This window comes from Kribbella sp. NPDC058693 (assembly GCF_042715335.1).
GTDB classification, from domain to species: Bacteria; Actinomycetota; Actinomycetes; order Propionibacteriales; family Kribbellaceae; genus Kribbella; species Kribbella jiaozuonensis.
The window spans coordinates 1-26,565 of record NZ_JBHXSQ010000003.1; the positions used below are offsets into that span (position 1 = coordinate 1).

General features: G+C 67.0%; 31 protein-coding genes and 2 tRNA genes. 17 read left to right on the forward strand and 16 right to left on the reverse strand.

Annotated features, from left to right (window positions below; translation table 11 throughout):
• Positions 1 to 117 precede the first annotated feature (117 nt).
• A tRNA-Pro gene (locus ACFWUU_RS17780) sits at positions 118 to 190 on the reverse strand.
• A 545-nt stretch (positions 191 to 735) separates the two neighbouring features.
• Here ACFWUU_RS17780 and ACFWUU_RS17785 point away from each other — a divergent pair.
• Both ACFWUU_RS17785 and ACFWUU_RS17790 read left to right on the forward strand, forming a co-directional pair.
• Positions 736 to 811: transfer RNA gene (locus ACFWUU_RS17785), tRNA-Thr, on the forward strand.
• A 448-nt stretch (positions 812 to 1,259) separates the two neighbouring features.
• On the forward strand, positions 1,260 to 1,703 hold the full coding sequence (locus ACFWUU_RS17790) for an HAD family hydrolase (RefSeq protein WP_380176892.1): 444 nt from the start codon (positions 1,260 to 1,262) through the stop codon (positions 1,701 to 1,703).
• On the opposite strand, the gene ACFWUU_RS17795 is transcribed toward ACFWUU_RS17790, so the two are convergent.
• A complete protein-coding gene (locus tag ACFWUU_RS17795; protein WP_380176894.1) occupies positions 1,669 to 2,028 on the reverse strand; it encodes a hypothetical protein in 360 nt (119 codons plus the stop codon). The genes ACFWUU_RS17790 and ACFWUU_RS17795 overlap by 35 nt on opposite strands.
• Before the next feature lie 469 nt (positions 2,029 to 2,497).
• Here ACFWUU_RS17795 and ACFWUU_RS17800 point away from each other — a divergent pair, with 469 nt between their 5' ends.
• Positions 2,498 to 2,977: a hypothetical protein gene (locus ACFWUU_RS17800; RefSeq protein ID WP_380176895.1), complete on the forward strand. Its 480-nt coding sequence runs from the start codon at positions 2,498 to 2,500 to the stop codon at positions 2,975 to 2,977.
• A 243-nt stretch (positions 2,978 to 3,220) separates the two neighbouring features.
• Here the strand turns inward: ACFWUU_RS17800 and ACFWUU_RS17805 are convergent, their stop codons facing one another.
• Together ACFWUU_RS17805 and ACFWUU_RS17810 are read right to left on the reverse strand one after the other, a co-directional pair.
• Complete coding sequence (locus ACFWUU_RS17805; protein ID WP_380176897.1) at positions 3,221 to 3,562, reverse strand: TraR/DksA family transcriptional regulator; 342 nt, start codon at positions 3,560 to 3,562, stop codon at positions 3,221 to 3,223.
• Between the two features lie 59 nt (positions 3,563 to 3,621).
• Positions 3,622 to 4,545, reverse strand: a complete 924-nt coding sequence (locus ACFWUU_RS17810; RefSeq protein ID WP_380176899.1) for a phosphotransferase — start codon at positions 4,543 to 4,545, stop codon at positions 3,622 to 3,624.
• A 63-nt stretch (positions 4,546 to 4,608) separates the two neighbouring features.
• Between ACFWUU_RS17810 and ACFWUU_RS17815 the strand changes: the two genes are divergently transcribed.
• Both ACFWUU_RS17815 and ACFWUU_RS17820 read left to right on the forward strand, forming a co-directional pair.
• Positions 4,609 to 5,163, forward strand: coding sequence for a GNAT family N-acetyltransferase (locus ACFWUU_RS17815; protein WP_380176901.1), 555 nt, complete (start codon positions 4,609 to 4,611; stop codon positions 5,161 to 5,163).
• 42 nt (positions 5,164 to 5,205) lie between these two features.
• Positions 5,206 to 5,784, forward strand: coding sequence for a DUF664 domain-containing protein (locus ACFWUU_RS17820; protein ID WP_380176903.1), 579 nt, complete (start codon positions 5,206 to 5,208; stop codon positions 5,782 to 5,784).
• On the opposite strand, the gene ACFWUU_RS17825 is transcribed toward ACFWUU_RS17820, so the two are convergent.
• The 5 genes from ACFWUU_RS17825 to ACFWUU_RS17845 all read right to left on the reverse strand — a co-directional run bounded on the left by ACFWUU_RS17825 (position 5,777) and on the right by ACFWUU_RS17845 (position 10,250).
• Entirely contained in the window at positions 5,777 to 7,669 is a 1,893-nt protein-coding gene (locus tag ACFWUU_RS17825; RefSeq protein WP_380176905.1) for a heparinase II/III family protein, read from the reverse strand. The two genes, ACFWUU_RS17820 and ACFWUU_RS17825, sit on opposite strands and share 8 nt — an antisense overlap.
• 231 nt (positions 7,670 to 7,900) lie before the next feature.
• Positions 7,901 to 8,665, reverse strand: coding sequence for a hypothetical protein (locus ACFWUU_RS17830; RefSeq protein ID WP_380176907.1), 765 nt, complete (start codon positions 8,663 to 8,665; stop codon positions 7,901 to 7,903).
• Positions 8,666 to 8,714: 49 nt separating this feature from the next.
• Entirely contained in the window at positions 8,715 to 9,458 is a 744-nt protein-coding gene (locus tag ACFWUU_RS17835) for a hypothetical protein (protein ID WP_380176909.1), read from the reverse strand.
• Between the two features lie 223 nt (positions 9,459 to 9,681).
• Positions 9,682 to 9,816: a hypothetical protein gene (locus tag ACFWUU_RS17840; RefSeq protein ID WP_267901759.1), complete on the reverse strand. Its 135-nt coding sequence runs from the start codon at positions 9,814 to 9,816 to the stop codon at positions 9,682 to 9,684.
• 59 nt (positions 9,817 to 9,875) lie between these two features.
• A complete protein-coding gene (locus ACFWUU_RS17845; protein ID WP_380176911.1) occupies positions 9,876 to 10,250 on the reverse strand; it encodes a VOC family protein in 375 nt (124 codons plus the stop codon).
• Positions 10,251 to 10,369: 119 nt separating this feature from the next.
• On the opposite strand from ACFWUU_RS17845, the gene ACFWUU_RS17850 reads away from it, so the two are divergent.
• Together ACFWUU_RS17850 and ACFWUU_RS17855 are read left to right on the forward strand one after the other, a co-directional pair.
• Positions 10,370 to 10,783 (forward strand): VOC family protein, encoded by a 414-nt coding sequence (locus tag ACFWUU_RS17850; RefSeq protein ID WP_137256363.1) that lies wholly within the window; start codon positions 10,370 to 10,372, stop codon positions 10,781 to 10,783.
• A gap of 68 nt (positions 10,784 to 10,851) precedes the next feature.
• Complete coding sequence (locus tag ACFWUU_RS17855) at positions 10,852 to 11,367, forward strand: DinB family protein (protein ID WP_380176913.1); 516 nt, start codon at positions 10,852 to 10,854, stop codon at positions 11,365 to 11,367.
• Here the strand turns inward: ACFWUU_RS17855 and ACFWUU_RS17860 are convergent.
• Positions 11,347 to 11,838: a carboxymuconolactone decarboxylase family protein gene (locus tag ACFWUU_RS17860; protein WP_380176915.1), complete on the reverse strand. Its 492-nt coding sequence runs from the start codon at positions 11,836 to 11,838 to the stop codon at positions 11,347 to 11,349. The genes ACFWUU_RS17855 and ACFWUU_RS17860 overlap by 21 nt on opposite strands.
• A gap of 162 nt (positions 11,839 to 12,000) precedes the next feature.
• Between ACFWUU_RS17860 and ACFWUU_RS17865 the strand changes: the two genes are divergently transcribed.
• On the forward strand, positions 12,001 to 12,885 hold the full coding sequence (locus ACFWUU_RS17865) for an RNA polymerase sigma-70 factor (protein WP_202877799.1): 885 nt from the start codon (positions 12,001 to 12,003) through the stop codon (positions 12,883 to 12,885).
• On the opposite strand, the gene ACFWUU_RS17870 is transcribed toward ACFWUU_RS17865, so the two are convergent.
• On the reverse strand, positions 12,882 to 13,703 hold the full coding sequence (locus ACFWUU_RS17870) for an alpha/beta fold hydrolase (protein ID WP_380176917.1): 822 nt from the start codon (positions 13,701 to 13,703) through the stop codon (positions 12,882 to 12,884). The genes ACFWUU_RS17865 and ACFWUU_RS17870 overlap by 4 nt on opposite strands.
• Positions 13,704 to 13,819: 116 nt before the next feature.
• Positions 13,820 to 13,948: an AraC family transcriptional regulator gene (locus tag ACFWUU_RS17875; protein ID WP_170989849.1), complete on the reverse strand. Its 129-nt coding sequence runs from the start codon at positions 13,946 to 13,948 to the stop codon at positions 13,820 to 13,822.
• Positions 13,949 to 14,415: 467 nt separating this feature from the next.
• Between ACFWUU_RS17875 and ACFWUU_RS17880 the strand changes: the two genes are divergently transcribed.
• Positions 14,416 to 14,928: a hypothetical protein gene (locus tag ACFWUU_RS17880; protein ID WP_137256369.1), complete on the forward strand. Its 513-nt coding sequence runs from the start codon at positions 14,416 to 14,418 to the stop codon at positions 14,926 to 14,928.
• Positions 14,929 to 15,509: 581 nt separating this feature from the next.
• Here ACFWUU_RS17880 and ACFWUU_RS17885 read toward each other — a convergent pair.
• Positions 15,510 to 16,472, reverse strand: a complete 963-nt coding sequence (locus ACFWUU_RS17885; RefSeq protein WP_380176919.1) for a 2-hydroxyacid dehydrogenase — start codon at positions 16,470 to 16,472, stop codon at positions 15,510 to 15,512.
• Between the two features lie 90 nt (positions 16,473 to 16,562).
• On the opposite strand from ACFWUU_RS17885, the gene ACFWUU_RS17890 reads away from it, so the two are divergent.
• The 3 genes from ACFWUU_RS17890 to ACFWUU_RS17900 all read left to right on the forward strand — a co-directional run bounded on the left by ACFWUU_RS17890 (position 16,563) and on the right by ACFWUU_RS17900 (position 19,062).
• A complete protein-coding gene (locus tag ACFWUU_RS17890; RefSeq protein WP_380176921.1) occupies positions 16,563 to 17,567 on the forward strand; it encodes a magnesium and cobalt transport protein CorA in 1,005 nt (334 codons plus the stop codon).
• A gap of 75 nt (positions 17,568 to 17,642) precedes the next feature.
• On the forward strand, positions 17,643 to 18,593 hold the full coding sequence (locus ACFWUU_RS17895) for a hypothetical protein (RefSeq protein ID WP_380176923.1): 951 nt from the start codon (positions 17,643 to 17,645) through the stop codon (positions 18,591 to 18,593).
• Between the two features lie 52 nt (positions 18,594 to 18,645).
• The gene (locus ACFWUU_RS17900) at positions 18,646 to 19,062 is read left to right on the forward strand and encodes a VOC family protein (protein WP_380176924.1); all 417 of its coding nucleotides are present in this window, start codon (positions 18,646 to 18,648) and stop codon (positions 19,060 to 19,062) included.
• A gap of 12 nt (positions 19,063 to 19,074) precedes the next feature.
• Here the strand turns inward: ACFWUU_RS17900 and ACFWUU_RS17905 are convergent, their stop codons facing one another.
• Positions 19,075 to 20,391: a Gfo/Idh/MocA family protein gene (locus ACFWUU_RS17905; protein WP_380176925.1), complete on the reverse strand. Its 1,317-nt coding sequence runs from the start codon at positions 20,389 to 20,391 to the stop codon at positions 19,075 to 19,077.
• A 79-nt stretch (positions 20,392 to 20,470) separates the two neighbouring features.
• Between ACFWUU_RS17905 and ACFWUU_RS17910 the strand changes: the two genes are divergently transcribed.
• Positions 20,471 to 21,436: a LacI family DNA-binding transcriptional regulator gene (locus ACFWUU_RS17910; protein WP_380176926.1), complete on the forward strand. Its 966-nt coding sequence runs from the start codon at positions 20,471 to 20,473 to the stop codon at positions 21,434 to 21,436.
• 8 nt (positions 21,437 to 21,444) lie between these two features.
• Here ACFWUU_RS17910 and ACFWUU_RS17915 read toward each other — a convergent pair whose 3' ends face one another.
• Entirely contained in the window at positions 21,445 to 21,933 is a 489-nt protein-coding gene (locus tag ACFWUU_RS17915; protein ID WP_130387870.1) for an Lrp/AsnC family transcriptional regulator, read from the reverse strand.
• 120 nt (positions 21,934 to 22,053) lie between these two features.
• Here ACFWUU_RS17915 and ACFWUU_RS17920 point away from each other — a divergent pair, with 120 nt between their 5' ends.
• From ACFWUU_RS17920 to ACFWUU_RS17935, 4 genes are read left to right on the forward strand one after another with little or no spacing between them, the layout of a single operon-like run.
• Complete coding sequence (locus tag ACFWUU_RS17920) at positions 22,054 to 23,142, forward strand: thiamine pyrophosphate-dependent dehydrogenase E1 component subunit alpha (protein WP_380176927.1); 1,089 nt, start codon at positions 22,054 to 22,056, stop codon at positions 23,140 to 23,142.
• 4 nt (positions 23,143 to 23,146) lie between these two features.
• Complete coding sequence (locus ACFWUU_RS17925; protein WP_380176928.1) at positions 23,147 to 24,133, forward strand: alpha-ketoacid dehydrogenase subunit beta; 987 nt, start codon at positions 23,147 to 23,149, stop codon at positions 24,131 to 24,133.
• Entirely contained in the window at positions 24,130 to 25,407 is a 1,278-nt protein-coding gene (locus ACFWUU_RS17930) for a dihydrolipoamide acetyltransferase family protein (RefSeq protein ID WP_380176929.1), read from the forward strand. Before ACFWUU_RS17925 ends, ACFWUU_RS17930 begins: the two co-directional genes overlap by 4 nt.
• Before the next feature lie 20 nt (positions 25,408 to 25,427).
• The gene (locus tag ACFWUU_RS17935) at positions 25,428 to 25,769 is read left to right on the forward strand and encodes a hypothetical protein (RefSeq protein WP_380176930.1); all 342 of its coding nucleotides are present in this window, start codon (positions 25,428 to 25,430) and stop codon (positions 25,767 to 25,769) included.
• Here ACFWUU_RS17935 and ACFWUU_RS17940 read toward each other — a convergent pair.
• Positions 25,766 to 26,473: a TetR/AcrR family transcriptional regulator gene (locus ACFWUU_RS17940; RefSeq protein ID WP_380176931.1), complete on the reverse strand. Its 708-nt coding sequence runs from the start codon at positions 26,471 to 26,473 to the stop codon at positions 25,766 to 25,768. The two genes, ACFWUU_RS17935 and ACFWUU_RS17940, sit on opposite strands and share 4 nt — an antisense overlap.
• Between the last annotated feature and the right edge of the window lie 92 nt (positions 26,474 to 26,565).

A 26,565-nucleotide genomic window follows, 5' to 3' on the forward strand; every position in this document is an offset into this window, starting at 1 on the left:
CTCGCCGCACGGGTGCAAAGGCCACGATGCTCCGCATCGAGACCTTCGCCCCCGCGCGCCGATGCACCGCACCGAGCACCTGCTCGCTACGGCGCGGAGCCGTCAGCCACCCCCTAGTCCAGCTGGAAGGACTCGAACCTCCGACGCCCTCAACCCAAATGAGGTGGCCTTGCCGCTGGCCTACAGCTGGTAATTCGCGAATTCAGTTGTCAATTGTTCGTGCCGGTATCCGTGAATACCGAATTAATTGCATGCGTAGCTGACCCGGATTCCGGGCAAAAGAAAAGAGCCGCCTGCTGCCGGTGCCCGGCTCAGACGGCTCCTGGAGGTCTCCCCAGTCGGAGACTACCCAGGCGAACCGCCCGCCCACGGGCCCGGCTCGATGCTGAGCCGGTGGTATTCGAAGGTGTTGTCGGTGCCGGGCCGCGCACATGCCGACAAAACCATGCGGCCACGCCGCCAGGTCTTTGTCAGGGTGCTTGCGCCGATCACGATCTCTCCTCAGGGTTTGGTCCTTGCGGGGAATAGTCTCACCCATCCCGCTGTGGTACGTCAACGCATTTCCTACAGCATTTATTCCACCACTTATTCCCTGGCCCGTCCGACGTACGCCGCCCCACCCGGGTTCCCCACCCGCCCCCGGCCCGGGTGATCCACCCCACAGCCCCACCCCTCCACCGGACAACCGATTCGGAATCACCCCCCGACTCCCGCTACACTCTTGCCTCGGCACCCGCCGCCTTAGCTCAGTCGGCAGAGCGTCTCACTCGTAATGAGAAGGTCGTCGGTTCGATTCCGACAGGCGGCTCCACCAGACCCCCAGGTCAGAGGGAAGTTTCCTCGGCTGGGGTTCTGTCGTTTCGGCGGCGGAGCCGTTCGAGGCCCCGAGAGCCCCCGGTGTGGGCAGTGAACCTTCTGCGCCGCGTCCCAAAGGCTGTCGTCTAGCAGGTGGCCGTAGAGGTCTATCGTCATCGCGGCAGTGGCGTCCCCGAGGATGCGCTGAACCACCTTCGGGCCAGCTCCAGCGGCCAGCCAGATGGACGCAGCAGTGTGCCGCAGGTCGTGCACCCAGAACCCGGGAACGCCGATCGCGGGTGGCTGCCGTCCAGCGAACCGAAGCGCTTCCAGTTGCCCTCGCTGAGAGGTCCGCCGCGAGGAGAGCGCTGCCGCCGAGGTATCTCCCGAGTTGGGCCGCCACGTCGAGGAAGCCATCCAGACCGCCGAGATCAAGGCCGTCGAAAGCGCCACACCAACCCCGAGTGTGGGAAGCCTTCTTGACCACCTGCCGGGACGCTGGCCGACCACTCGCGATCGTGAGCAACAACACCGGCGCATCAGTGCGCGCCTACCTCGACGGAGTCGGCTTGACCGGTCTCGTCCAGCACATCGAGGCTCGCGACGCATCCGATCCGGCTCTCATGAAGCCGAGCCCGCACCTGATCGAGCGAGCCGCCCAGGCCCTAGCCGTGGAGCCCGACGCCTGCACCCTGATCGGCGACCAGGCCACGGACCGTACAGGCCGCCCGTGCGATCGGAGCCGCGAGCCTCGGCTACGCCAACAAGCCCGGCAACGTCGCCGATCTGGCCGCAGTTGGAGCCGACGCCGCGATCGCCCACATCGACGAACTCACCGAGGCGATTCGGGCCGTGTGACAGCGAGGCGCGGAGCTAGTTGTCTGGTACCTCAGGTCCCTCACCGGTGATGCTCATGATGACCTGTAGCAAGCCGTCTACTCTGTCGTCGCCGGTGCCGACCCAGACGACTTGTCCATCTTCAAGTAGCTCGTACTGGATGACTCCATCCACGGCCTCTGATTCGTGGATGGTGTAGGTCTTAGTGATTGGGTAGCCCATCGTGGTCGTCGGGCCCGGGCCCCGCTGACCTGTCGCCGTCGTTGTCACCCGGACCACGACGACCCCGGCTCCGAAGGCCTCTGCGGTTGCCTCGGCGGTCTCGGGATAGACTAAGACGTGCGATTCGTCGCTCAAACCTGCGTCATCGGTGAACTCGTGCTCGTCTCCGGACATGGTGCCATTCTGCGACAAGTACGCCTGTCCGCGCACCGGCAGGCTGGCCGTCTCAGGTGGTCGTCAGTCTCCTAGCCTGTCGTGAATCAGTTGGCGGATCGCACGGGTGACGCCGAGCCCACTGCCGGATTTAGCCTTATGGATCAAGGCGTGCCTTCAGCGGGCGGCGCGGGCGTGCGCATGCGGCCTCCGGTCGTTCACCGCCCGCGCCCGCTCTCGGTGTCTTTCAGCAGAGCCAAGTGCAACGCCTCCGGCGGGGCCTCACGACTCCGGGATGACGGGTCCGATTCGGCCCGGGGCTTTGGTCGGGGGTCGGGGTGCGTCTTCCCGTCTGCCGCTCAGCCGAGTCAGCTCCTCATTGCGCTACGCGTGGGCTGAACGGCAGACCGGAAGACGCGAGGCGAGCGCATTGTTCGAAGCAACGTTCTTGGTCTTCCTGCTGCGGCAGGAGCGACGTACCCTCTCGCGCATGGATAACGAACTCGTCGGTCAGATCGTGGTCGCGATTGGCGGGGTGCTGAGTGCGGGAGTGCCCTTGATCGGCAATCGCAACAACCGCAAGAGCCTGCGGGACGACGCCGACCGCGATATCGCAGCCATGAATGCTCTGCCAGAGACGCATCCGGCCCGTGATGCGTACGACGCCCTGATTAAACGACAAGCAGTGCGGATGTCCGCCGAGCTCGATCTACGCCGCGACCCATTCGGCATCGGGCTCGCTGTCGCGTTCATCGTGATCGGCAGCCTGGGAGGCGTCCTCATCTTCCAGGACCAATCAATCTCCCGCTGGTGGTTGATCGGCGTGGCACTGGCTTTCCTTTTCGGAAGCGCGGGGTTGGCGCAAGATGCGTCAAAGCGGAAGCGCGACGACAAGGGCAGGCCGGTCGACGGGGATCAAGAGAAGCCCATCGATGTGAAACCAGCTGAGGAGCCCGCCGAGGAGAAGTAGCTCGGGCGAGGCCCCTCAGAGGCCCCCGGCGGGCCAGGAACAGCCGTCAACGACCCTCGATCACTGGGCACAACTAGCGCTCAGGATCGGGGGTCGTCTGCGTCTGGACGCCCACGGAAGGACTCGTAATGAGAAGGTCGTCGGTTCGATTCCGATAGGCGGCTCCACCAAACCCCCAGGTCAGAGGTCACTCTCTGAGGCTGGGGGTTAGTAACTTCGCTGTCCGTGGTGCAGGTTGTGGTGTCATCTGCCGGACGCACAGTCGATGCAGGTGCGGACCACCGGACGCGCTTGAAGCCGCTCTGCCGAGATCGGTCGGCCGCAGCGCTCGCACGTCGCGTAGGTTCCGGCCGCAACGCGTGCCAGGGCGGCATCGATCTCCGTCAGTGTCCTCTGGGCCTGCTCGGTGAGCGCACCGAGTTGGGATCGCTCGAACGCAATCGTCGAACCCTCAGGATCGTGCTCGTCGTCGGCGTTGCTGTCGCGCGACGCAGCCACGACCTTGTCGAAGTCCTCGGTCAAACTCGCCAGGCGCTCGATCGTCTTTTGCCGCTCACGCTCGAGCTGAGCACGCGGGTCGTCCATCCATCAATTCTGACTCGCGGATCCACCTCCCCCAACGCACTCCAGCCGGCCGTTCGGCCTCATCGCTCTCCGATCAGGTCGAGGAAGAAGAGCATCGAGTAGCTGTCGGTGGGGCTATCTACGTGGGGCAGGTTGGTGAGGTAGTCGGCTCCGGTGGCGGCGGCGTAGGTGGCGATGAAGTCGAGGGCTAGGTCGGATTCGCGGGTGGTGAGGGGGCGGGTTGCGGCGTACGCCTCGATGAGTTGGTGGATGCGGGTGGGGTCGGCGTGGTGGTCGGGGGTGCGGGCCCAGGTTTCGGCGATTCGGCCTAGGTCGTAGAGGTGGAAGGACGTCATGCAGTCGTCGAAGTCGATGAGGGCGGTGATGTCGCCGGACCGGTCGAGGAGGAGGTTGACGGCGCTGATGTCGTTGTGGACCAGGCCTTGGCGGAGGCCGGCTGGGTTGGCGTAGACGGCCGCGATCTTCTGCCGCAACACAGTCAGGTGATGGGTCGCATCTCGAAGGACCGGCAGATCGGCGTACGGCGAGCGCAGGAACGACTCGATGCGCTCGAGGGGATCGAGTCGCGTGGTCCGTCGGCCGGGGAAGGTCTGGTCTGCGGTCAGGGTGTGCAGCTGGGCAGCAAGCGCTGCGGCGGCGCGGCCGAGTTGCAGGTCGGTCGAGAAGTACCCGTCGATCAGGTCGGTTGGATGCGCGCCGGCGGCGTACGCGAAGAGCGCCGCTGGGCGGCCGTCGATCCAGCCCCACAATGATCCGTCGTCGGCCGCGATCGGAGCGGGCGTTGGGAATCCGCGACGCGCGAGGAACTCGGTCGCAGCCAGCTCATACTCCACCTCGGCAGCAGTACTGGAGCTGTAGCTCCGGGCAACAAAGGCGCCGTCGACCAGCCAGCTGCGGTTCTTTTCGCCGCCGAGAAGGGGTACGACGTCAAGCGCGTCAACGCCCCGCCCGCGAAGGAAGCCGGTCAGGTCGGAGGCGCTCATGGTGCCCGACCCTTCCACGGCCGACCAGCGAGCGCGACCGGATTCCCGTGGTTGAATGCGTCGATGGAGGTCCACCCCGTTGACCAGGAGCGATGGGACGACCTGGTCGAGCTCTTCGGACCCAGCGGCGGCACGCGCGGCTGCTGGTGCATGGCGCGCCGCTTGCCCCCTCGCGAATTCGCCGGCAACGAGAAGAACCGCGCCGCCCTCGAGCGCTTCGTCCAAGCAGGCATGCCGGTCGGCCTCATCGGGTACGTCGACCAGCGCCCGGCCGCGTGGTGCGCAGTGGCGCCGCGGCCGGAGTACCACGCGATCGTCCACTCACGCGTGCTGCCGATCGACGACCCCGACGACGACTCGATCTGGGCGATCAACTGCCTGTTCGTCAAGGCCGGCTACCGCCGCCGCGGCCTGACCCTGCCGTTGATCGAAGCAGCCGTCGAGTACGCCCGCACCGAAGGCGCCCGCCTCATCGAGGCCTACCCCGTCAAGACCATGCCCGCCGACCCGGGCCGCGGCGTCCTGACCACCTTCCTCGACGCCGGCTTCACGCCGTACGCCGAGAACCGCACCCGGGCGATGCACAACGTCGTCGTCCGCCGAAACCTTGCCGATTAGTTCCGGAAGGGGAGCGTCCGGAATGGGGTTTACGGTGCTGCCATGGCTGAGAACGAGTGGGTTTCGCCCTGGTGGGAACCGCCGATCGCCGGGACCGATGCCGAGCATCTGGTCGGGGCGTTGGATCGGTTGCGTACGACGTTTCGCTACAAGGTGGACGACCTGGATGCCGACGGGCTGAACACGCGGATCGGGGCGTCGTCGATCACGCTCGGCGGGCTGATGAAGCATCTCGCGGCGAACGAGGACTACATGTTCAACGTGAAGTTCCGCGGGCTGCCGATGGACGGTCCGTGGGTGCAGAACGGCTGGCGCGACGACAACGACTGGGAGTTCGACTCCGCTGTCGACAACACCCCGGAAGAGCTGTACGCCCTGTGGGACGGCGCGGTTGAGCGTTCCCGCCAGACGTTGGCCACGGCCATCGCGGACGGCGGACTCGACCAGCCGGCCGACATCAGCTGGCCGGACGGGCAGCACGCGAGCCTCCGCCGCCTGGTCTGCGACCTGATCGAGGAGTACGGCCGCCACACCGGCCACGCCGACCTCATCCGCGAGGCCGTCGACGGGCGGGTCGGCGAGGACCCGCCCAGCGACTGGAAGCCCAAGAGCACTACTTGATCCGCTGCAGGGTCCCGTCTGCGGAGACGGCGATGACCGTGGTCACCCCGTCCACCTTCAGGTTGACCAGCATCCGGGACCCCTGCTGTGAGGTCGTGTAGCTGACGAGGGCGTTGGTGCGGGTCGGCGCGATCACGGACAGGATGGTCGCGTCGTGGCCGGAGCGGTTGAACTTCACCACCGGCGCCGCAACCCGCTTGTCGATCGTCGCGTAGTGCCACCCCTGGATCGGATCCTGCGAACCGGAGACCACCTCGATCGGCGTCGTCTGCTGCTGGAACGGGATCTGCAGCAGCGTCGTCTTCACCCGATCGCCCGGCTTGGCCGCCACCGCGCGGTCGTTGCCGCTGACAACCACCTTCTGATCCGACGGCAGGTGCCAGAGCGTCGAGTAATCCTGATCCGAAGAAGACGTCCCGCGGTCCAGCACCACCATCAGGTCCGGGTCCTTCAGCACGAGTACGCCGCGGGTCCGGTCGAGGCCGGCGCCGAGCGAGTCGTGCAGCTCGTAGAACTCGGACGTCGCGCCGATCGACGACCGCGTCAGCTTGGTCTCCGGGTGCCCGGTCGCCGACTTCACCGTCAGCTCGTTGTGCGCGAACTGGCTCTTCGCCCAGAACCGCCAGTCGTCCACCTTGTACCCGGCATGCCCGCCGTCGATCAGGATGTCCCGCCCGTGCGAGGTGTACGTGACGGAGGTGTGGTCGTTGTGCCCGTGCAGCTTCTGCGACGGCCCGAACCGGATGCTGTACGTCGACTCCTGCGTGAACGGCCGCTTCTCGCCCCACCCGGTCCGCCCGAAGATGTACCCGGCGTCGAAGATCCCGATCCGCTGCGTCGGCCTGATCCCCTGCTTGCCGAGCGTCCCGGCGTACTCGAGAACGGTCCCGGGAACGGGTGACGTCCGTACGACCTCGGAGTCGCCAAGCTGTGGCAGGTTCCCGAGCGAGTTGGTCGCGAGCGCGAGCCATTTCGCCAGTTCCCGGCGCCGCGCGATGATCGTCGTACCGGGATCGACCCCGCACTTCCGCAGTACGTCGATCGCCCGTCCCCAGAGCGTGTAGTTGAACTGCGCGTACGCCGTCGACTGCTCGTTCGTGGACCCCTGCGTGTCGATCGAGGTCTTGATCGCACTCGTCAGCCGATCGGACGCGATCTTCTTCAGATCGTTCCGCTGCAGCGTGCAGCCGATCCCGAACAGCGCCAGGCTCTCATCGGTGCCGTGGTTCCAGTCGCCGCTGTAGTTCTTCTGCAGGAACCACGCGTGCTCCATCAGCGCATCGTCCAGCCACGTGTACGTCAGCGGGAGCTTGACCACGTGCAACCCGGACAGCACCGCCTGCCGCAGGCAGATCAGCACGTTGGTGCGGTGCATGGTCGACTCGTACGCGCCGACGTCGGACTTCCACGAGTACGGGTTGTCGTTGACCCAGTCCCGCGCGATGTTGCTCACCCGCTGCAGCGCCCGCTTGTCGCCGCGCGCGCCGGCCTCGATTCCTTGCCCCAGCCAACGAAGCGAGTGCAGCCACATGTACCAGCTCGGGTTCTTGTCCGGGTTGATCCGCCAGTTGATGTTCCCCTTGCCGTCACCGACCTTCGTCGGCGGCGTCGTACCCCAGGTGAACTTGTCCTGGTACAGGTTCGCGACCGGGTTCGTGTGGTCGATCCCGCTGTATGCCGGGCACGTGTAGGTGTTCTGCTTCGCCGGGGTCGGCGGTGCGGTCGGCGGTTCAGGGGTGTGACTCACGGTCGGGTCCGGGGCCGCCTCCGGCTCGGAGCCGCCCCACGGGATCACCAGTACGGCGGCCAGTACGGCGGCGCTGACGAGCAACGGGATCATCAGCCGGAGCGTCGTTCTGGTCGTGCGCAGATGTCTCGCGGGCATCGTTGGTCCTCCCCACATGCTTCACGCATGCCTCTTCTGGCCTAGACCTGAATTCGGGTAGGGCGCTCCCCGGGAAAAATGGTCAGGGTGTGTGTGGCGGTGTGCTCAGGAAACGTTCGGCGGACCGTCAAAGGTTGCGGTCGGCATCCTCTGTCTAATAGATGTTTTGAGGGGGGTAAAAAGTTGCGTCGGATCGGCCACTCCGGTTCGGCGTTGCCCGGAAGGGCAGTGTCAGCCGCGCCGGATCGCCTGCAGAATCAGGGCATTCCGCGCGTTCTGACCGGCCGGCACGGTGGTGTGCCGGCCGTCACGCAGGTCGGTGTGGATCCGGTCGGGACGCGCGGCAAGGAATTCGGCCCATGGCACGATCCGCAGATTCGGGTGATGTGAGACCGCCTGCTCCAGTTGCAGATCGATCCATTCGCTGTTGCGTTGATCGGCGACCTGGACAGACGGCGGCTCGTCGGTGCGGGAGACCTGGACGTTGACCCAGTACACGGTCCGGCCCGGGCCGGCGATCCGGAGTGCGCGCTCGACCTGCCCGGCGAACGCGGGCGGATCGAAGATGTCGTTCGACCCGACCGCCATCACGATCCGCTTCGGCAGGCCGTACGTATGCGCCCAGGAGGCCATCGCGTCGACGGCGGCCGAGGTCGGCTGGCCGGACCAGCTGTACTCCGCGAACGTCGTACCCAGCTGTTGTCCGAGAAGCCGGCCGAGTGCTTCGCCGTCCTGTACGGCGATGCTGTCGCCGAACAGCACGACGCCGTTCGTCGAAACGACGTGGCGGACGTGGGCGCCGCTGGAGATGACCCGGTTGTTCCCCTGCCAGGAACCGAGCGTGCCGGATCCGTAGCTTCCTGTGCTGATGGCCGACGTGGTCGTCTTCGCATGTGCGGCCGGGGCGTCGAAGTGCAGGAGCGCCAGCAGGAACGCGGTCAGCACCACGATGATGGCGGCTGAGGTCGACCAACCTCGGATGCTGGTGCGTGACATGGCTCGTCCCTCCCGTACTGCGGACGCGGAGGGAGGTCCGGAGGTTGTCCTACGGCCCGCTCTTGATCGCCTCGGCGATCAGCTCGTTGCGGGCGCTGCCGCCGAGCGGCTCGCTGGTGTGCACGCCGTCGCGCAGGTACGGCGTGGGCCCGTTCGGCCGGGAGGTGAGGAACGAGGACCAGTCGATGATCCGCAGGTTCGGGTGGACGGCTGCTGCCTCGTTGAGCTCCTGGTTGACCCAGGCGCTGTTCGCGAGGTCCGCGTCCCGTACGGCGGTCGGCTGCTTCGTGCGGCTGACGTACACGTTCACCCAGTACACGGTCCGATCTGGCCCGGCGATCTTCATCGCGCGCTCGACCTGGGCGGCGAACGCGGGTGGGTCGAAGATGTCGTTCGTACCGACTGCCATCACGATCCGCCGGGGCAGACCGTAGTCGCGCGACCACTCCTCGAGTGCGTCGACCGCAGCCGAGGCCGGCTGACCGGACCAGTCGTGGAAGGCGATCGAGTCGCCGGTGCTGTCCGCGAGCCGACGCTCGAGGGCCGCGCTGTCCTGTACGGCGATGCTGTCGCCGAACAGGAAGATGCCGTCGAACGTGAGCGTGTCGCGGATCTGGTCCTCGGGCGAGATCCGCCGGATCAGGTCCTGCCACGGGCCGAGCGTGCCCGAGCCGTACAGGCCGGGGCCTTTCGTCGGCACGCTGTACGAGCCGGTGCCGTCGGCCGTGGTGTCGGCATCGGTGGTCCGCGGCTCGAGTACGACGAGCGCGCCGGCGAGGACCGCCAGTACCACCAGGGTGACGAAGATCGAGGCGACTGACCCGAGGAACGCCCGGAGTATCGATACACGCTCGTGCTGCGGATGGTTTTGGGCCTGTTTCAGCGTGCCGACACCCCCCAGCTTGAGTCGTCGTCTCCGCGCCGCGACATGTCGCGGCGCGCCCCGAACCTGGTGCATCCCCCCGGCCCCCCACTTACTAAACGCTTCAGACCACCCGATTGGTTGCATCGAGCGGTCAGTGCTTCAGCGTGTACCCCTCACCCGTCAGACGAGCCCGGAGGTCCTTGACCTCGTCCCGCCGCAGGCCGCGCCGCCGAGGTTCCCCGTCCTCGGCAGCCTGCTTCTTCTTCCTCCGCCACCACCACTTCATTCCCCAAGCATCCCTGAAGATCCGACCCACGCATAGGTTTCTGGCTAGACCGGATGGAGTCAGCCGGCGCGTTCCGCCTCGCTCCGCTCCACGCAGAATTCGTTGCCCTCGGGGTCCTTCATGGTGACCCAGCCGCGGCCGTCGGGCATCCGGTGGTCCTCGTGGATCGTGCCGCCGAGGGAGAGGATGCGCTCGACCTCTTCGTTGCGGGTGCGCTCGGTGGGACCCCAGTCGAGGTGCACGCGGTTCTTCACGGTCTTGCCTTCCGGTACTGCGATGAACAGCAGCCCGGGGACCGGCGCGGGCGCCACCACCAGCACCTCGTCGTCGCCCGGCTCGTCCCCGTCGGCGACCGGCCAGCCGGTGACGGTACTCCAGAATTGCGCGAGGTCGTAGGGGTTGCCGGCATCGATGGTGATGTGTCGCGGGATCATGCCGAGACCTTAACCGGATGGCCGGGTTCGAAGGGTCGCGGACTGTCGGCGGCCGGGTTTACTGTGCGGGCATGAGCGCCGTACCAGAGGGTCCGGCCGTTGGGGGAAGGAAAGATTCGATGGCATCCCGGCTCAATCCGTACATTCAGTTCAAGAGCGAAGCCCGTCCGGCGATGGAGTTCTACCAGGGAGTCTTCGGCGGTGAGGTGGCCCAGAACACCTTCAAGGAGTTCGGTTCGGGCCACGGGCCGGAGGACGACGACCTGCTGATGCACGCGCAGCTCGAGACCCCGAGCGGGTTCACGCTGATGGCGGCCGACACCCCGCAGGGCATGCCGTACAACCCGGGCGACAACATCTCGATCAGCCTGAGCGGCGACGGCGACGAGCTGCGCGGGTACTACGAGAAGCTGTCCGCCGACGGCGGCAAGGTGACGGTCCCGCTGGAGAAGCAGATGTGGGGCGACGAGTTCGGCATGGTGACCGACAAGTTCGGCGTCAACTGGATGGTGAACATCGCCGCCAGCAGCTGACGGCTCGCGCCGCGCCCGGGGTGAAATCCAGTACCCCGGGCGGGGCCGGCGCGGCTAGCTTGGCCCGCATGGGACTCAACGACCTGCTGTACGACCCCATCCGGCACAACAACTGGGCGACCGGGAGCCTGATCCGGTTCTGCCTGGACCAGAAACTCACGGCCGAGCAGCTGGAGATCACCGGCGTCGGCACGTTCGGCGGCATTCTCGCGACCCTCGACCATATCGTCCGGTGCGACGGCGGCTACCTGCGCCGGATCGTGGACCGGCCGCTCGACTACGTCGACAGCGACCCCGCGACCGACCTCGAGACCCTCGAGGGCTGGAACGCCGAGGCCGGCGCGCTGTGGGAGGTGTTCCTGACCCAGCCGATCGACGTCGAACGCGTGATCATCGTCGACAACAACACCCGCGGTACCCGGGTCGGCATCTTCATCGCCCAGGCGATCAACCACGCCAACCACCACCGCGAGCAGGTCTGTGCCATCCTCACCGGCCTCGGCATCGAACCGCCCGACATCCAGGCCTGGGAGTACGCCTGGGAGACCGAGCGGATCTGGGATCTAGCCGTTGACGGCAGCTGACATCAGGCCCGGCTCGTAGGAGCCGCCGAGCTGGTTGAGCGTCACGGCCATCCGGTTGGTGGCGTTGATCATCGCGATCAGCGTCACCAGCGCGATCAGCTGGTCCTCGTCGTAGTACTTCGCGGCCCGGGCCCACGTCTCATCGGAGACGCCCTCAGAGGCGTCGGCCAGCCGGGTCGCCTCCTCGGTGAGCGCCAGCGCAGCCTGCTCCTCCTCGGTGAAGACCGTCGAGTGCCGCCACCCGGCGACCAGGTTCAGGCGAGTGGCGGTCTCACCCTCCGCCGCAGCTTCCTTGGAGTGGATGTCGATGCAGTGCCCGCAGCCGTTGATCTGGCTGGCGCGCAGCATCACCAGGTTCTGCGTCGCGTGCGGCAGGCCGGTCTGCTGAAGCAGGTTGTGTACCGCGAACAGCCGCTTGGCCAGCTTCGCTCCGAGCTCGTTCTGCATCACGTCGATACGGGGTTCGGTCATCATCGTCCTCATTCATGAGATCTACTGGATGACCACGAGATGCCGCCGGCGCGGCCGCCGTGACGGTCCCAGGACGTGACGAGCGCCATACCGGACTTTGTGTCACAGAAGTCCGGTGAGCGGCATCTGATGGCGATACCCGCGCGCACTAGGAGTCCAGCCATGACCGGTACCGACAAAGCCACCGAGGCTTTCGTTGCCCATCGCAACCTCCTGTTCACGGTCGCCTACGAGCTCCTCGGCTCGGCCGCGGACGCCGAGGACGTTCTCCAGGAGACCTGGCTGCGTTGGGTCGGCGTCGACCTCGACACGGTCCTGGACCAGCGCGCGTACCTGGTCCGCATCGCCAGCCGCCAGGCCCTCCAGCGCCTCCGCACCCTCGGCCGCCGCAAGGAGTCGTACGTCGGCCCGTGGCTGCCCGAGCCGCTCCTCACCGCCCCCGATGTCGCCGATGACGTGGAGCTCGCCGACAGCGTCTCGATGGCAATGCTGCTGGTCCTCGAAACGCTCAAGCCCACCGAGCGCGCCGTCTTCGTCCTCCGCGAGGTCTTCGGCCTCGAGTACGACGAAATCGCCGAGGCCGTCGACAAGAAGCCGGACGCCGTCCGCCAGATAGCCCACCGGGCCCGCTCGCACGTGGCCGCGCGCCGCCCTGCCGGCCCCGTCAGCCCCACCGAGACGCGCAAGGCCCTGGCCGCCTTCCAACGAGCCATCGAGACCGGTGACCTCCAAAGCCTGGTCGACATCCTCGCCCCCGACGTCGTCTTCCTCGGCGACGGTGGCGGCGTGGTCCAGGCCGTCCAGCGCCCGGTCGTCGGCGCCGACAAGGTGGCCCGCCTCCTCGCCGCCGCCGTGGACCACCTAACCGAAGCCACCCTGGAACTCACCCAGATCAACGGCCAGCCGGCCCTGATCCTCCGCTTCGACGGCGAGATCGACACCGTCACCGCCCTGAGGATCGACCACGGCCAGATCACCGGCCTCTACTCCGTCCGCAACCCTTCGAAGCTCTCCCACCTGACCGAGGAGGTCCCCCTCACCCGCTAGCCCTGGATGAAGGCCAGCAAGTCGGCGTTGATGACGTCCGCGTGGGTGGTCGGCATCCCGTGCGGGTAGCCGGGGTAAGTCTTGAGCGTGCCGTTCGCGACGAGTTCGGCTGCCCGCGGCGCGGTGGTGGCCGGGTTGACGACCTGGTCGTCCTCACCGTGCAGCACCAGTACCGGCACGCTGATCTTCTTCAGGTCCTCGGTGAAGTCCTCGCAGAACGCGGCGATCTCGTCGTGCTCCGCCTTCGCCGCGCCCGTCATCGCCTGCCGCCACCAGTTCTGGATGACGGCCTCGGACGGCTCGGCGTCAGGCCGGTTGAAGCCGTAGAACGGCCCCGAAGCCACCGCTCGGAAGAAGTCCGAGCGGTGACCGGCCAGCTGCGCCTGGAAGTCGTCGAACACGCGCTTGGGCAGCCCGTCCGGCCGGCCCTCCGCGGCCATCACGTACGGCGTGACTGCGCTGATCAGCACGACCTTCGCGACCCGGCCCTCGCCGTGGCGACTGACATAGCGAGCCACCTCGCCGCCACCGGCGGAGTGCCCGACGTGGACGGCGTCGTGCAGATCGAGGTGTGCGGTCAGAGCGGCGAGGTCGTCGGCGTAGTGGTCCATGTCGTGGCCGTCGCCGACCTGCTCGGAGCGGCCGTGACCGCGGCGGTCGTGCGCGATCACCCGGTAGCCGTTCGCGAGGAAGAACATCAGTTGGGCGTCCCAGTCGTCGGCCGACAGCGGCCAGCCGTGGCTGAAGACGATCGGCCGGCCGGTACCCCAGTCCTTGTAGAAGATCTCGACGCCGTCGGTGGTCGTGATGGTGGGCATGGTGTGTTCGCCTTCCCTGCGAGAGCCGGTTGCTTCCGTGGATCAGCACATCCGACGCGGGTGTCCCGCAGTACCGCGATCCTGCCGGGCAATGCCCCAATCCCGCCGGGATCGGGTCAGTGCACCTCGTCGCGGTGGTTGAGCTCGCTGAAGTACGTGCCCGGCGTCATCCCGTAGCGCGTCCGGAACTCCTTGATGAAATGCGAGACGTTCGTGTAACCGACATGCCGCGACACCTTGGCCACTCCGCACCCGAGACATCTTCGGCTGGTCCCTACCCCGCTCAAACAACTGGCTCCTGACCCGCGTAACCACCGCAGTCCTACGCCCCGAGCGGAAGCTGTAGTAACGCCTCGCGCAAGATGGCCGGACAATCGAGCGGCCAGGGGACGCAGGGAAACCGCCTACCTCTGATGATGCCGCTGCCGACGGCCAATTTGGCGGCTAGGCGGTTGCGTATCGCTTCTTCGCAGATTGTGCGCGTGGCTTGCGGTGCGACTTGATTCCCAGAAGCCATCGACAAGCGCAGCCGCGCGGTCAAGCCGGTGTCGTTGCGGGTACTTGGACGATGGTCGGCCGCCTGCTTGATCGGCGAGGCGACGGCGTGTCAGGAATCCTCAGGAAGTTCTTCGATCCGACTCATGCGGCGGCTAGGAGCAGTCCTTAGCATCAGAAGCGACACATCGCCACACAGTCAATTGGGGGCCCGGCGATGACGAACGACACGCAGATTCGCCAGCCGGGAAGGCTGGCTGGAAGTCGCCGCCGCATCACCCACGCCGTTGGGCGCGTTGAGCGCTGGCAGACAATTCTGGTCGCCCTCATTGGTTCCTGCGCAACTATTGCTGTTGCTGTCATTGGAGTAGCTGCTAGCGCAGCGGGAGGCGAATCCCAATCGGGCAGAGACCGTATCAGTGTGGATACGGTTTCGTTCTCTGAACACGGCGGAGCCTGGCAGATAGAAATGCGCGGGACGTACAAATCTTCCCGAGCAGACGGCTACCTGCTCGCGATCGCGATACTCCGGGTCTCGGGAGGTAGGACTCAATGGTTCGTCTCTGAGCCCATCGAACCAGACCAGGATGGACGCTGGGTCGCCCGGATTCTCCTAGCGGCCCATCGCCAATCCGTAACCGTGCTGGCTTTTGTTCCCAGCGGCGGCTGCGCGCCAGGCAATGTCTGCGGTGCAAACCCCGAAGCTCTCCGGCAGGCGCTGGAGAACTGACGAGCACGCATGACGGAGCAGGACATTGGCAACACATCGATGCATATGGGCGCGAAATGCGCCCGTGGGCGAAACCTTCAGCGTTGGCTCCAAGGCCAGGGCTCAAAGGACTCGCAAGGAAGCGTTCATCGATCCGAGCCACCGACTTCTTCAGCCTTCGCTGGTGTGCAACTCCTCAAGCTGCCGAGTCCCGGCGCGTCTGCGGGAGCTGGGTCGTCGCACATTCAGGGGCATAGCAGCAGCTCCGCATCATAGGACCCGCGCTGATCCCACGTCACGACGTCGGCTGGCGCGGCTCGCAGGTGTGGCTTGATCGCCCACCGCGCTGGCGACCCGGTCCACGCTGCAGCGGTCAGCTAGGCACGAGCCTCGCCGCCGCGTGGCTTGGCCGACGGGCGCTGGCCCTGTAGTCACCGCGCGATAAGCGCGCACTTGCGGGCGGTAGCCCGCCACGTCCGGCGATAGCCGGAAGGGATGCACCGGCGATGAGCCGGGGGGCGGGTGGGTGCGTGCGGAGCGGCCGCGGTGAGGAGCGGAGCGACGAGGAGAGCGGCTGCGTAGCACGCGGGGGTGAACCCCAGTCAGTTGACCAGGTCGGTGGATTCGGGGACGGGGGTGAGGGGAGTGCCGTCTGAGAGCCAGTGGCGGATGTTGTCGACTACGAGGTTGGCCATGGCGGTGCGGGTGGGGATGGTGGCGGAGCCTACGTGGGGGAGGAGGACGGCGTTGGGGAGGGTGAGGAGGTCGGGGTGGACCTTGGGCTCGTGTTCGAAGACGTCGAGGCCGGCGGACAGGATCGTCTTGGTGCGGAGCGCGTCGACCAGGGCTTGTTCGTCGACGACCGTGCCGCGGGCCACGTTGATGAGGATGCCGTCGGGGCCGAGGGCCTTGAGGACCGACGCGTCGACCAGGTGGCGGGTGCTGTCGCCGCCGGGGATGACGATCATCAGGATGTCTACGTTGGCGGCCATTTCCGTCAACGACGAGTAGTACGGGTAGTCGACGTCCTTCGGGTGACGGTTGTGGTAGGCAACGGATACGCCGAACGGCTGGACGCGGTCAGCGATGGCCTGGCCGATGCGGCCGAGGCCGAGGATGCCCATCCGGCGACCGTGCAACGTTGCCGGCGTCAACGGATACGGGCGGCCGCCGGCCCACCTGCCTTCGCGGAGGTACTGCTCGGCCCGCCCCAGCTCGCGGACCGTCATCAGCAGCAGACCGAGCGCCGTGTCGGCAACCTCGTCGTCCAGCACCCCAGGCGTGTTCGTGACCACGACCCCACGCGAGGCGGCGGCGCCCGCGTCGATCCGGTCGTACCCGACGCCGAAGCTCGCAACCAGCCGTACGGCGGGAAGCCCGTCGAGGAACGGACCGTCGATCGTCGTACCACCGGTGGCGACGGCAACGATCTCGTCCCGGCGGGCCGCGAGTACGGCGTCGGGGTCGCTCTCCTCCCACAGCCGGATCAGCTCGCAGTGGTCACCGAGACCCTCGGCGACGGCGGGATGCATCGGGCCTGGCATCAGTACGACCGGTTGTCCCACGGTTTCTCCTCACGGATGTTCACCACCGCTTTCCCAGCCAACCCTATTTCCTATCGGCGTCGAGTACGACGATCGGGGGAGGAGGTCACCATGATCATCGACTGCGCTTACTACCGGGACGGACGCCGCCAGCACGTCGAGGCGATGTCGGTCGAGGATGCTGCCGCCCACTGCCAGCAGGGTGGGTTCGTCTGGCTGGGCATGTACGAGCCCACCGCCGAGGAACTCGCCCAGACGAGGGAGAGCTTCGGCCTGCACGAGCTGGCCGTCGAGGACGCGCAGACCTTCCATCTCCGGCCCAAGGTCGAGCCGTACGCCGGTGACGTGGAGCTCGTCATCCTCCGGACCGCTCGGTACGACGACGAGCGCAAGGAGGTCGACTTCGGCGAGGTGAGTGTCTTCGTCGGACCGTCGTTCGTGATCACCGTCCGTCAAGGTGTCGCCAGCGACCTGCACGGAGCACGGATCCGCCTCGAGCAACGTCCCGAACTCCTGGAGTGCGGCACGAGCTCGGTCCTCTGGGCGATCCTCGACCAGGTCGTGGACAGCTACGGTCCCGTCGTCGCCGAACTCGAACGCGACATCGAGCGCGTCGAGCAGACCGTCTTCGCCGGCTCCGTCGCTCCGACCGAGCAGATCTATTTCCTCCGTCGTGAGGTCACCGACTTCTACCGGGCCGTCCACCCGCTGCTCGCCGTACTCGCGACGATCGAACGGGGCTCCCGCGACACCGCGCTCCTGCCGTACTTCCGCGACGTCCACGACCATCTCGTCCTAGTGAACGAGGAAGTCGCCGCCCAGCGCGATCTCCTCGCGACCGTCCTGGAGGCGAACATGGCGGTGATCGGCGTCGAGCAGACCAAGATCAGCGTCCGGCAGAACGCGTCGATGGAACAGCTCACCAAGCTGGCCACGGTCTTCCTGCCATTGACCTTCCTGACCGGGTTCTTCGGGCAGAACTTCGGCTGGCTGGTCGACCACATCAGCGCCGAGTGGGACTTCCTCGTACTGGGCATCGGCGGGCTCGTGATGCCCTGTATCGCGCTCGCGATCTGGTTCCGCCGCCAACGAACAGCCCGACGGCAAGCTGCCTGACGCATCAGATTCATGCAGCGTTCCAACGGTGAAACGAGGGTCGGGGAGCAGGATCCATCCCCTCGGAGGTTGTGAATGCGAAAGCTCCCCGCCCTCATCGTCGCGACGACAGTCCTGGCCGCCGTCGCGCTCCCGCCCGCCTCGGCCGCGCTCCCGGCCGACCAGATCCATACCAAACAGTATGGTATGGCCGCCGTCGCCGAGCCGCCGACGTACGACGCCACCCCGCTGAAGTCGTACGCCGCGTTCGACGCGAACCAGGCCGTCGCCGTCGACTCGAAGTACTTCTACGCGGTCAACAACACCACGATCACCAAGCACGACCGCCGTACCGGTGAACCGCTGCTGCAGTTCGCCGGCGACGAGGACGGCCCGTTCATCCACATGGACAGCGGCATGGTCCTCGGCAACAAGCTGTACGCCGTCCACTCGAACTACTCGGACTGGCCGATGGAGAGCTCGATCGAGGTGTTCGACACCAAGACGATGCGGCACATCGACTCGTACTCGTTCGGCATCTACCGCGGCTCGCTGACGTGGCTGGACCGGCACGATGGCGCGTGGTGGGCCGGGTTCGCCAACTATGACGACGTGTCGGACCAGACCGGCGAGCCGTACGGCCAGACGTACAACACCCAGATCGTGAAGCTCAACGACAAGTTCGAGCCGCTCGCGTCGTACACGATCCCGAAGCAGATCCTGGACCGCTTCAAGCCGATGTCGAACTCGGGCGGCTCGTGGGGTCCGGACGGCCGGCTCTGGCTGACCGGTCACGACCTCGGCGAGGCGTATGTGATGGAGTTGCCGACGGCAGGCTCCGAGCTGCGCTGGATCGCGACGGTCAACCTGCCCGACGTACAGGGCCAGGGCATCGCGTGGGACCGCTCGGACCCGCGGCACCCGACGTTCTGGGCGATCAGCCGCCCGAACCGGTTGGTCCACACGTTCTCGATGCCGATCAGCTCGATCAAGACGCCGACCGCGAAGGGCTGGTCGGTCCTCGGCCCGGGCCAGTTCCGGAAGTAATCGAATGGGGTAGCGGACGGGTCCTGTCCGCTACCCCGTCGATGCTGGAGGTATGACCAACACAGCGACATTCCACGCGTACTTCGGTTACCGCGACGCCCCCGCCGCACTGCGCTGGCTGGAGAAGGCCTTCGGGTTCGAAACAACCATGGAGGTCCCGGACGACAAAGGCGGCATCATGCATGCCGAGATGCGGTACGGCGGGGTCGCGTTCACGCTCTTCACCGACGAGGCGAGGTACGACCGGCCGGCGCGCAAGGGCGACACGGTCGGCCATGGGATGTACGTCGCGTTCGACACGCAGGACGAGGTCGACGCGGTGTATGCGACTGCGACCGCCGCCGGCGCCGAGTCCGTCTGGACCCCCGAGTTGTCGGAGTGGGGCAACTACCGCTGCCGCGTCGCCGACCCCGAAGGCTACGAATGGACCTTCGGCACCCACCGCCCAGGTCAGCCTGCCACCTGGTAGACGTCTACAGGGCTAGGCGGACCAACCGCCTAGGTTCAGGTCCGCAACTGTGACCGGCTGGCCGGTGGCGAGGGACTGGTTGGCGGCGATGCCTACAGCAACGGCTCGGACGCCGTCGTTGACGTCGGCGGCCCGCGCCAGCGGGTCGTTGGTCGGGCCTACGAAGAGGTCGGTGTAGAGGAGGCGGTCGCCGCCGCCGTGGCCGCCTTCGCCGCGGGGGATCTCCACCTCGACCGCGGTGGCCCAGTGCTTCTGTAGGACCAGTCGCTCACCGTTCGTCCGGACGTCGCCGGCGATCACGCGATCGGACGGGTAGCTCGGATCGATCTGGTCGTCGACCACCGCGGCACGCTCGACAACTTCCAGTTCAGCACGGCCGAGAGTGCCGTTGACCGATACGCGGTACCCCTCCCACGGTGAGTGCGCGTTGAGCGAGTAGCTCATTCGCGCACCGTTCGCGTACTCCGCGATCACGGACATGTTGTCCTCGATCGTGATCCCCGGACCGAAGACGTCCTGGTCGCGCAGGTACCCGTCGTACTTCTCGCTCTCGTAGTACAACTGCCGGTTCGTCTCATCGTTGCGCAAGTCAAGCAACCACGGATCGTTGGCCGAGCCATCGATCGTGCCGCGCGCCGGTCGTTGCCCGAGGCCCCGAGCGGTCGCGTTCTCGTCGCCGTAGAAGGACAGTCCACCGGATGCGAACACCCGTGTCGGCGAGGAGGCGATCCACCAGTTCACCAGGTCGAAGTGGTGAGACGCCTTGTGGATCAGCAGGCCGCCGGAGTTCAGCTTCTCGCGGTGCCAGCGGCGGAAGTAGTCGGCGCCGTGCCGCGTGTCGAGCACCCACTGGAACTCGACGCTGGTGATCTTGCCGATCTCGCCGTCCGCGATCACCTGCCGGAGCGCGCTGTTCCGCGGCGAGTAGCGGTAGTTGAACGTGACGACGACGGACTTGCCCGACTCGTTCATCGCGTCGACGATCTGGCGGGTCCCCTCCGCGTTGATCGTCAGCGGCTTCTCCACGATCACGTCCGCGCCGGCGCGCAGCAGCTGCGACACGACCGATGCGTGTGTGTAGTCGGGGCTGGTCACCACGACGCGGTCGACGGACTGCTCCTTGACCATCCGCTCCAGGTCGTCAGCGCCGTACTGCGGGAGCTCCGCCCCACCGAGCTCCGTGACGAGCCGCTGGTGGAACGCGAGCCGGCCCGGGTTCGGGTCGAGCAGGGCGACGAGCTGGGCTTCCTCGGGGTGTGCCTGGAACATCGCGCGGATGTACGACTGCGCCCGCGATCCGGTCCCGGCGACGGCATAGCGTCTGGCCACGACGATCTCCTTCTACTCGTGTAGATGACACACGCTAGCAATCGCTTTCCGGGGCGGTCAACCGTCGTACCATCACTGCATGCCGAAGGAACCGGTGACGCGCAACGACGTGGCGGAGTACGCCGGGGTCAGCACGGCCGTGGTCAGCTACGTGGTGAACGAGGGGCCGCGCAAGGTCGCGCCGGAGACTCGCGAGCGGGTGCTGGAGGCGATCCGGGTCCTCGGGTATCGGCCGAATGCGACGGCGCGGGCGTTGCGGATGGGTACGACGCGGACGTTCGGGCTGATCACGCCGGATGGTGGGAACCCGCTGTTCGCGGAGCTGGCGAAGGCGATCGACCGGGAGGCGGCGTCGCGCGGCTACGTCGTACTGCAAACCAGCACCGACGGCGATCCGGCCACCGAACGCGCGAAGATCGCGGAGCTGTTGGTGCGCCAGGTCAGCGGCCTGTTGCTGGTCGCACCCCACGAGGACCCGGACCTGACCGACGCCGAGGTGCCCGCGATCGCAATCAACCGCGTGCTCCCAACGGTCAGCTCCGTCCGCCCCACCTACCGCGAAGGCGCCCGCCAAGGCGTCGAGCACTTGATCAGCCACGGCCACCAGGTCATAGGCCTGGTAATCGGCGGCACCGGCCACCCCGAACGAGAACTCGGCTGGCAGGACGCCCTCGAGTCCGCCGGCCTTCCCCGCGGCCCGATCGCCCGCGCAACATTCTCCCGAGAAGGCGGCTACGCGGCGGCCCACCGCCTACTCGAGACAGCCCCCCGCCCGACAGCCATCTTCGCCAGCTCAGACCTCCAGGCGATCGGCGTCCTACGAGCCCTCCACGAGTCAGGCATCCGCGTCCCCGAAGACATAGCCATAGTCGCCTTCGACGGCACCCCCGAAACCGAATACACCTGGCCCCCACTAACCGTCGTCCGCCAGCCCCTAGAACTCGTCGCCCAGGAAGCAGTCCGCCGCCTCATCGAAGGCGAGCAAACCATCGAGGCCCTAACCCTCCCCACACAACTAATCCTGCGCCGCTCCTGCGGCTGCTAAGCGTGCCGCTACAGAGTGCCTACGTCTTCGAAGATGAGGGCGGTGCGGGTGGCTAGTACTTCGGGGATGGCTTGGAGTTTTTCTAGGACCAGGCGGCGTAGGCCTTCGTTGTCGGCGGCTCGGACGAGGAGGATGGCGTCGAAGTCGCCGCCGACGAGGGCCATGTGTTTGATCTCCGGGATCGCCTGGAGTTGTTTCCGGAGGGTTCGCCACGAGCTTTGCCGGAGACTGAGGGTGACGTACGCCGACGTCGCCAGCCCCAGCCGCAGCGGGTCAACCGTCACCGTGAAACCGGTGATCACCCCGGTGTTCGTCAGCCGCTCGACCCGCGCGTAGGCGTTCGCCCGCGAGATGTGCACCTCGTCCGCGAGAGCCCGGATCGACAGCCGTCCGTCCCGCCCGAGCGCCTCGATGATCTGCCGATCGATCTCGTCGAGCGCGGGGGCGACGACAATCTGTCCAGGACCGGCCCGGTGGACCATCACCTCGTCGGACATTGTGCGACCTCCTGAGCCGGGACCTTTTGCCAAACGTCTCTCAATTCTCCCAGCTATAGATCCACTTGGCCAGGAGGTACGACGATGTGGCTACCGTCCGTCTCCTGCGCTGGAGGGTCAATGACCACCGTCACGGAGCATCTGCTCCCCTCCGCGGAACCCGTCTGTCTGATCGATCAGCACGGCGTACCGCACGAACATCCGTCGTATGACCTCCCCGCCAAGGAAGCCCTGCTCGACGGCTACACAGAGTTGATCCGCGGCCGTCGCTTCAACGATCAGGCGAGTGCGCTCGTCCGCCAGGGCCGGCTTGCGGTCTACCCGTCCTCGCACGGGCAGGAAGCCTGTCAGGTCGCAGCGACGATGGTCCTCAAGGAGGGCGACTGGCTGTTCCCGACGTACCGCGATTCGGTCTCGATCGTGAGCCGCGGCGTCGACCCGATCGAGACGCTGACGCTGCTCCGCGGCGACTGGCACTCGGGCTACGACCCGTACGCGCGCAAGGTCGCGCCGCAGTCGACCCCGCTCGCGACCCAGCTGCCGCACGCGGTCGGCGTCGCGCACGCGGCCCGGCTGAAGGGCGAGGACACGGTGGTCATGGCGCTCGTCGGCGATGGCGGTACGAGCGAGGGCGACTTCCACGAGGCGCTGAACTTCGCGGCCGTGTTCCACGCGCCGGTCGTGTTCTTCGTCCAGAACAACGAGTACGCGATCTCGGTCCCGCTCGCCAAGCAGAGCGCCGCGCCATCGCTTGCCCACAAGGGCATCGGGTACGGCGTACCGGGCGAACGGGCCGACGGCAACGATCTCGCCGGCCTCCTCGCCGTCCTCGGACAGGCTGTCGACAAGGCCCGCGCAGGCGAAGGACCGCAGCTGATCGAGGCGCACACGTACCGCGTCCAGGCGCACACCAACGCCGACGACGCGACCCGCTACCGCCAGGACGACGAGGTCACGCCGTGGCTGGACCGCGACCCGATCCAGCGGCTGACGACGTACCTCCAGCAGCAGGGCTGGCTGGACGACGACGTACGGCAGCGGGCAGAGACTCAAGCCACGCAGGTGGCTCAGCAGTTGCGCGACGGTCTGATGCCGGAGCCTGAGGTGGATCCGGCGGAGCTGTTCAAGCACCTGTACGCCGAGGAGACGCAGCAGCTGCGCGAGCAGGCCGCGTTCCTGCGCGACGAACTGGCGCGAGAGGAGGCCTGACGCCATGACGCACACGAAGATCTCGATGGCCCAGGCGCTCAACCAGGCATTGCGGGACGCGATGCACGCGGACGACAGCGTGGTGATGTTCGGCGAGGACGTCGGCGCGCTCGGTGGCGTCTTCCGGATCACCGACGGACTAACCGCGGAGTTCGGCGAGAATCGTTGCTTCGACACCCCATTGGCCGAGGCCGGCATCGTTGGTATGGCGGTCGGCATGGCGATGAACGGGATGCGCCCGGTCGTCGAGATGCAGTTCGACGCGTTCGGGTACCCGGCGTTCGAGCAGGTCGTCTCGCACGTCGCCAAGATGCGCAACCGGACCCGCGGCCGCGTCCAGCTGCCGATGGTCATCCGGATCCCGTACGGCGGCGGCATCGGCGGCGTCGAGCACCACAGCGACTCGTCCGAGAGCTACTTCGCGCACACGCCCGGGCTGACCGTGGTGACGCCGGCAACGGTCGCGGATGCGTACGGGTTGTTGCGTAAGGCAATCGAGTTCCCCGATCCTGTTGTGTTCATGGAGCCGAAGAAGCTCTACTGGGCCAAGGAAGAGGTCGACCTCACCGAGGACCAGCCCGGCATCGGCTCGGCCGTCGTACGGCGTGAAGGTGCCGACGCGACGTTGATTGCCTACGGCCCCGCGTTGCCGGTCGCGCTCGAGGCGGCCGAGGTTGCGGCGGCGGAAGGGCGGCAGCTGACCGTGGTGGATCTGCGCTCGGTGGTGCCGTTCGACGACGAGACGGTGTACGCGGCGGTACGGCGTACCGGCCGCGCGGTCGTCGTTGCCGAGGCGAGCGGGTTCGCGAGTGTGTCGTCGGAGATCGTTGCCCGGGTCACCGAGAAATGCTTCCACTCGCTGGCGGCGCCGGTGCGGCGCGTGACGGCGTTCGACATCCCGTTCCCGCCACCGAAGCTGGAGAAGTACCAGCTGCCGAGCGTCGACCGGATCCTGGACGCGGTGGACGACTTGCAGTGGGAGGACTCGTGAACACGTTCCTTCTCCCCGACCTCGGTGAAGGGCTGACCGAGGCGGAGATCGTTCGCTGGCTGGTGAAGGTCGGTGACGTGGTCGTCGTCGACACCCCGGTCGCGGAGGTCGAGACGGCGAAGTCGATCGTCGAGCTGCCCTCGCCGTACGCCGGTGTCATCGAGGAGCTCCACGGCGAACCCGGTACGACGATCCCGGTCGGCAAGCCGCTGATCACGGTCGGCGATCCCGCGGGGGAGGCGTACCGCGAGGAAGAACGCGCCGGGTCCGGGAACGTACTCGTCGGCTACGGCACGACCGAGGTCTCCGGGGCGGGGCGTCGTCGCAAGCCTCGGTCGTCCGGGAGAAGTCTGCCGGCTGTTACGGAGACGGTTCCTGAGAAGCGAGTGCCGCTGGTGATCTCGCCGCTGGTTCGTCGGTTGGCGCGGGATGCTGAGGTGGATCTGCGTACGCTGGACGGATCCGGACCGGACGGGCTGATCGTCCGTCGTGATGTCGAGCTGGCCATCGCCCGCCGCACCCAACTCGAGCCGGCCCCGGCCGTACAACAGACCCAGCCGGCCCCGACGCGAACGGGTCTGCCGGAGTTGCGGCGTACGCCGATGAGCGGCTTCCGCAAGGCCGTCGTCGCCACGCTGACCCGCAGCCGCGCCGAGATCCCGGAGGCAACCACCTGGGTCGACGTCGACGCGACCGCCCTCATCGACCTCCGCGCATCGTTGCGCACAGCAACAGACCCCGGCCCCGGCCTCCTTGCGCTGATGGCCCGCTTCACCGTCGCCGGCCTGCTCAAATACCCCGAGCTCAACGGCTACGTCGACACCGAGCGCGAAGAACTCGTCCAGTACGACGGCGTGAACCTCGGCCTCGCCGCCCAGACCGACCGCGGTCTCGTCGTACCCGCCGTAGCGAACGCACACTCGATGACCACGAGAGGACTCGACGCCGAAATCCGCCGCCTGACCGAATCGGCACGAGAAGGAAAGCTGACCCAACACGAGCTGACCTCCGGAACGTTCACACTGAACAACTACGGCAGCTTCGGCGTCGACGGCAGCGCGGCGATCATCAACCACCCGCAGGTCGCGATCCTCGGCGTCGGCCGGATCATCGACCGTCCGTGGGTGGTGGACGGCGAACTCGCCATCCGCAAGCTGACCCAACTGTCCCTTGTCTTCGACCACCGCGTCTGCGACGGCGGCACCGCAGCGGCCTTCCTCCGCTTCGTCGCCGACGCCTTCGAAAACCCGGCCTCAGCCTTCGCCGATCTGTAAACCCGTCCTACGGTGGCGACATGGCCAAAGCTCCGGCTGACAGGGTCGCCCTGTTCGACGCACTCGTCGCGCTGTTCCCGGACGTCGAGCGCAAGGGCGCCGGCTTCCCGTACACCTCGGTGAACGGGAACATGTTCTCGATGCTGAACGAGAACGGCGTCCTCGCGCTGCGCCTGCCCACGGCCGAGCGCGAGGCGTTCCTGACCAGGTACGACGCGGCGCTCAACGTTGCGCACGGCGTGGTGCAGAAGGAGTACGTCGCCGTACCCGACGCGCTCCTTGCCGACACCGAACAGCTCCGCGAGCACTTCGCGGTGAGCGTCGCGTACGCGCGATCGCTCAAGCCGAAGAAGAAGTCCTAGGACAGCTGTCGCGGCCTCAGGCCGACCAGGATGACCCGGAGTCCGGAGGCGAAGCGAGCTTCCGGGCCGGACCGGCTCTTGCGGTTCAGGTACGCCGCGAGGTGGGTCGCGTCGACGCCCATTCGGCCGGCCGACTCGGTGGCCCAGCGCGCGTCGTTCAGGCCACTGCGTCGTACGACGGAGAGCCAGGCCGAGTCGGTGACCGCGGAGCCGACCAGGTAGTGGAAGATCGCGGACACCGCGGCGTCCAGGTGCGTCCCCTTGAAACCGGCCGCGTCCAGCACTGACTCCACCCGGTCGATGAGTGCGTGGTAGTTCGGCCCGAGCCCACCGTGGGACGCGAGCAACCGCGCCGCCCAAGGGTGCTCCCACAGCGCGTCGTACGCCGCCTGCACGACAACCGTCACGTGATCGCGCCAGTCTCCCCGCTCGGGCGCCGGCACGAGCGCGTCCGCGAAGATCTCGTCGACCACCAGCTCGAGCAGGTCGTCCTTGGTCGCGATCCGCCAGTACAGCGCCGACGTCGCGGCCGCATCCAGCTCGGCCGCCATCACCCGCATCGAGAACTTGTCCAGGCCCTCCCGGTCCAGCACCCGGATCGCTGTCTTGACGATGTCGTCGCGGCTCAGCCGCGCCCGGGTCGGCTCCGGCTCGTCCCGCAGCCACACCGATCCCAGCACCGATCGTCGATCCGCTTCTCGCACTAAAACAGTGTGTCAGATCCGAGGACACTGTTTCATCATCCAAAGTCAGACAGCCGGCGACCTCGGTACGACGACCTCGGCCACGTTCCGGC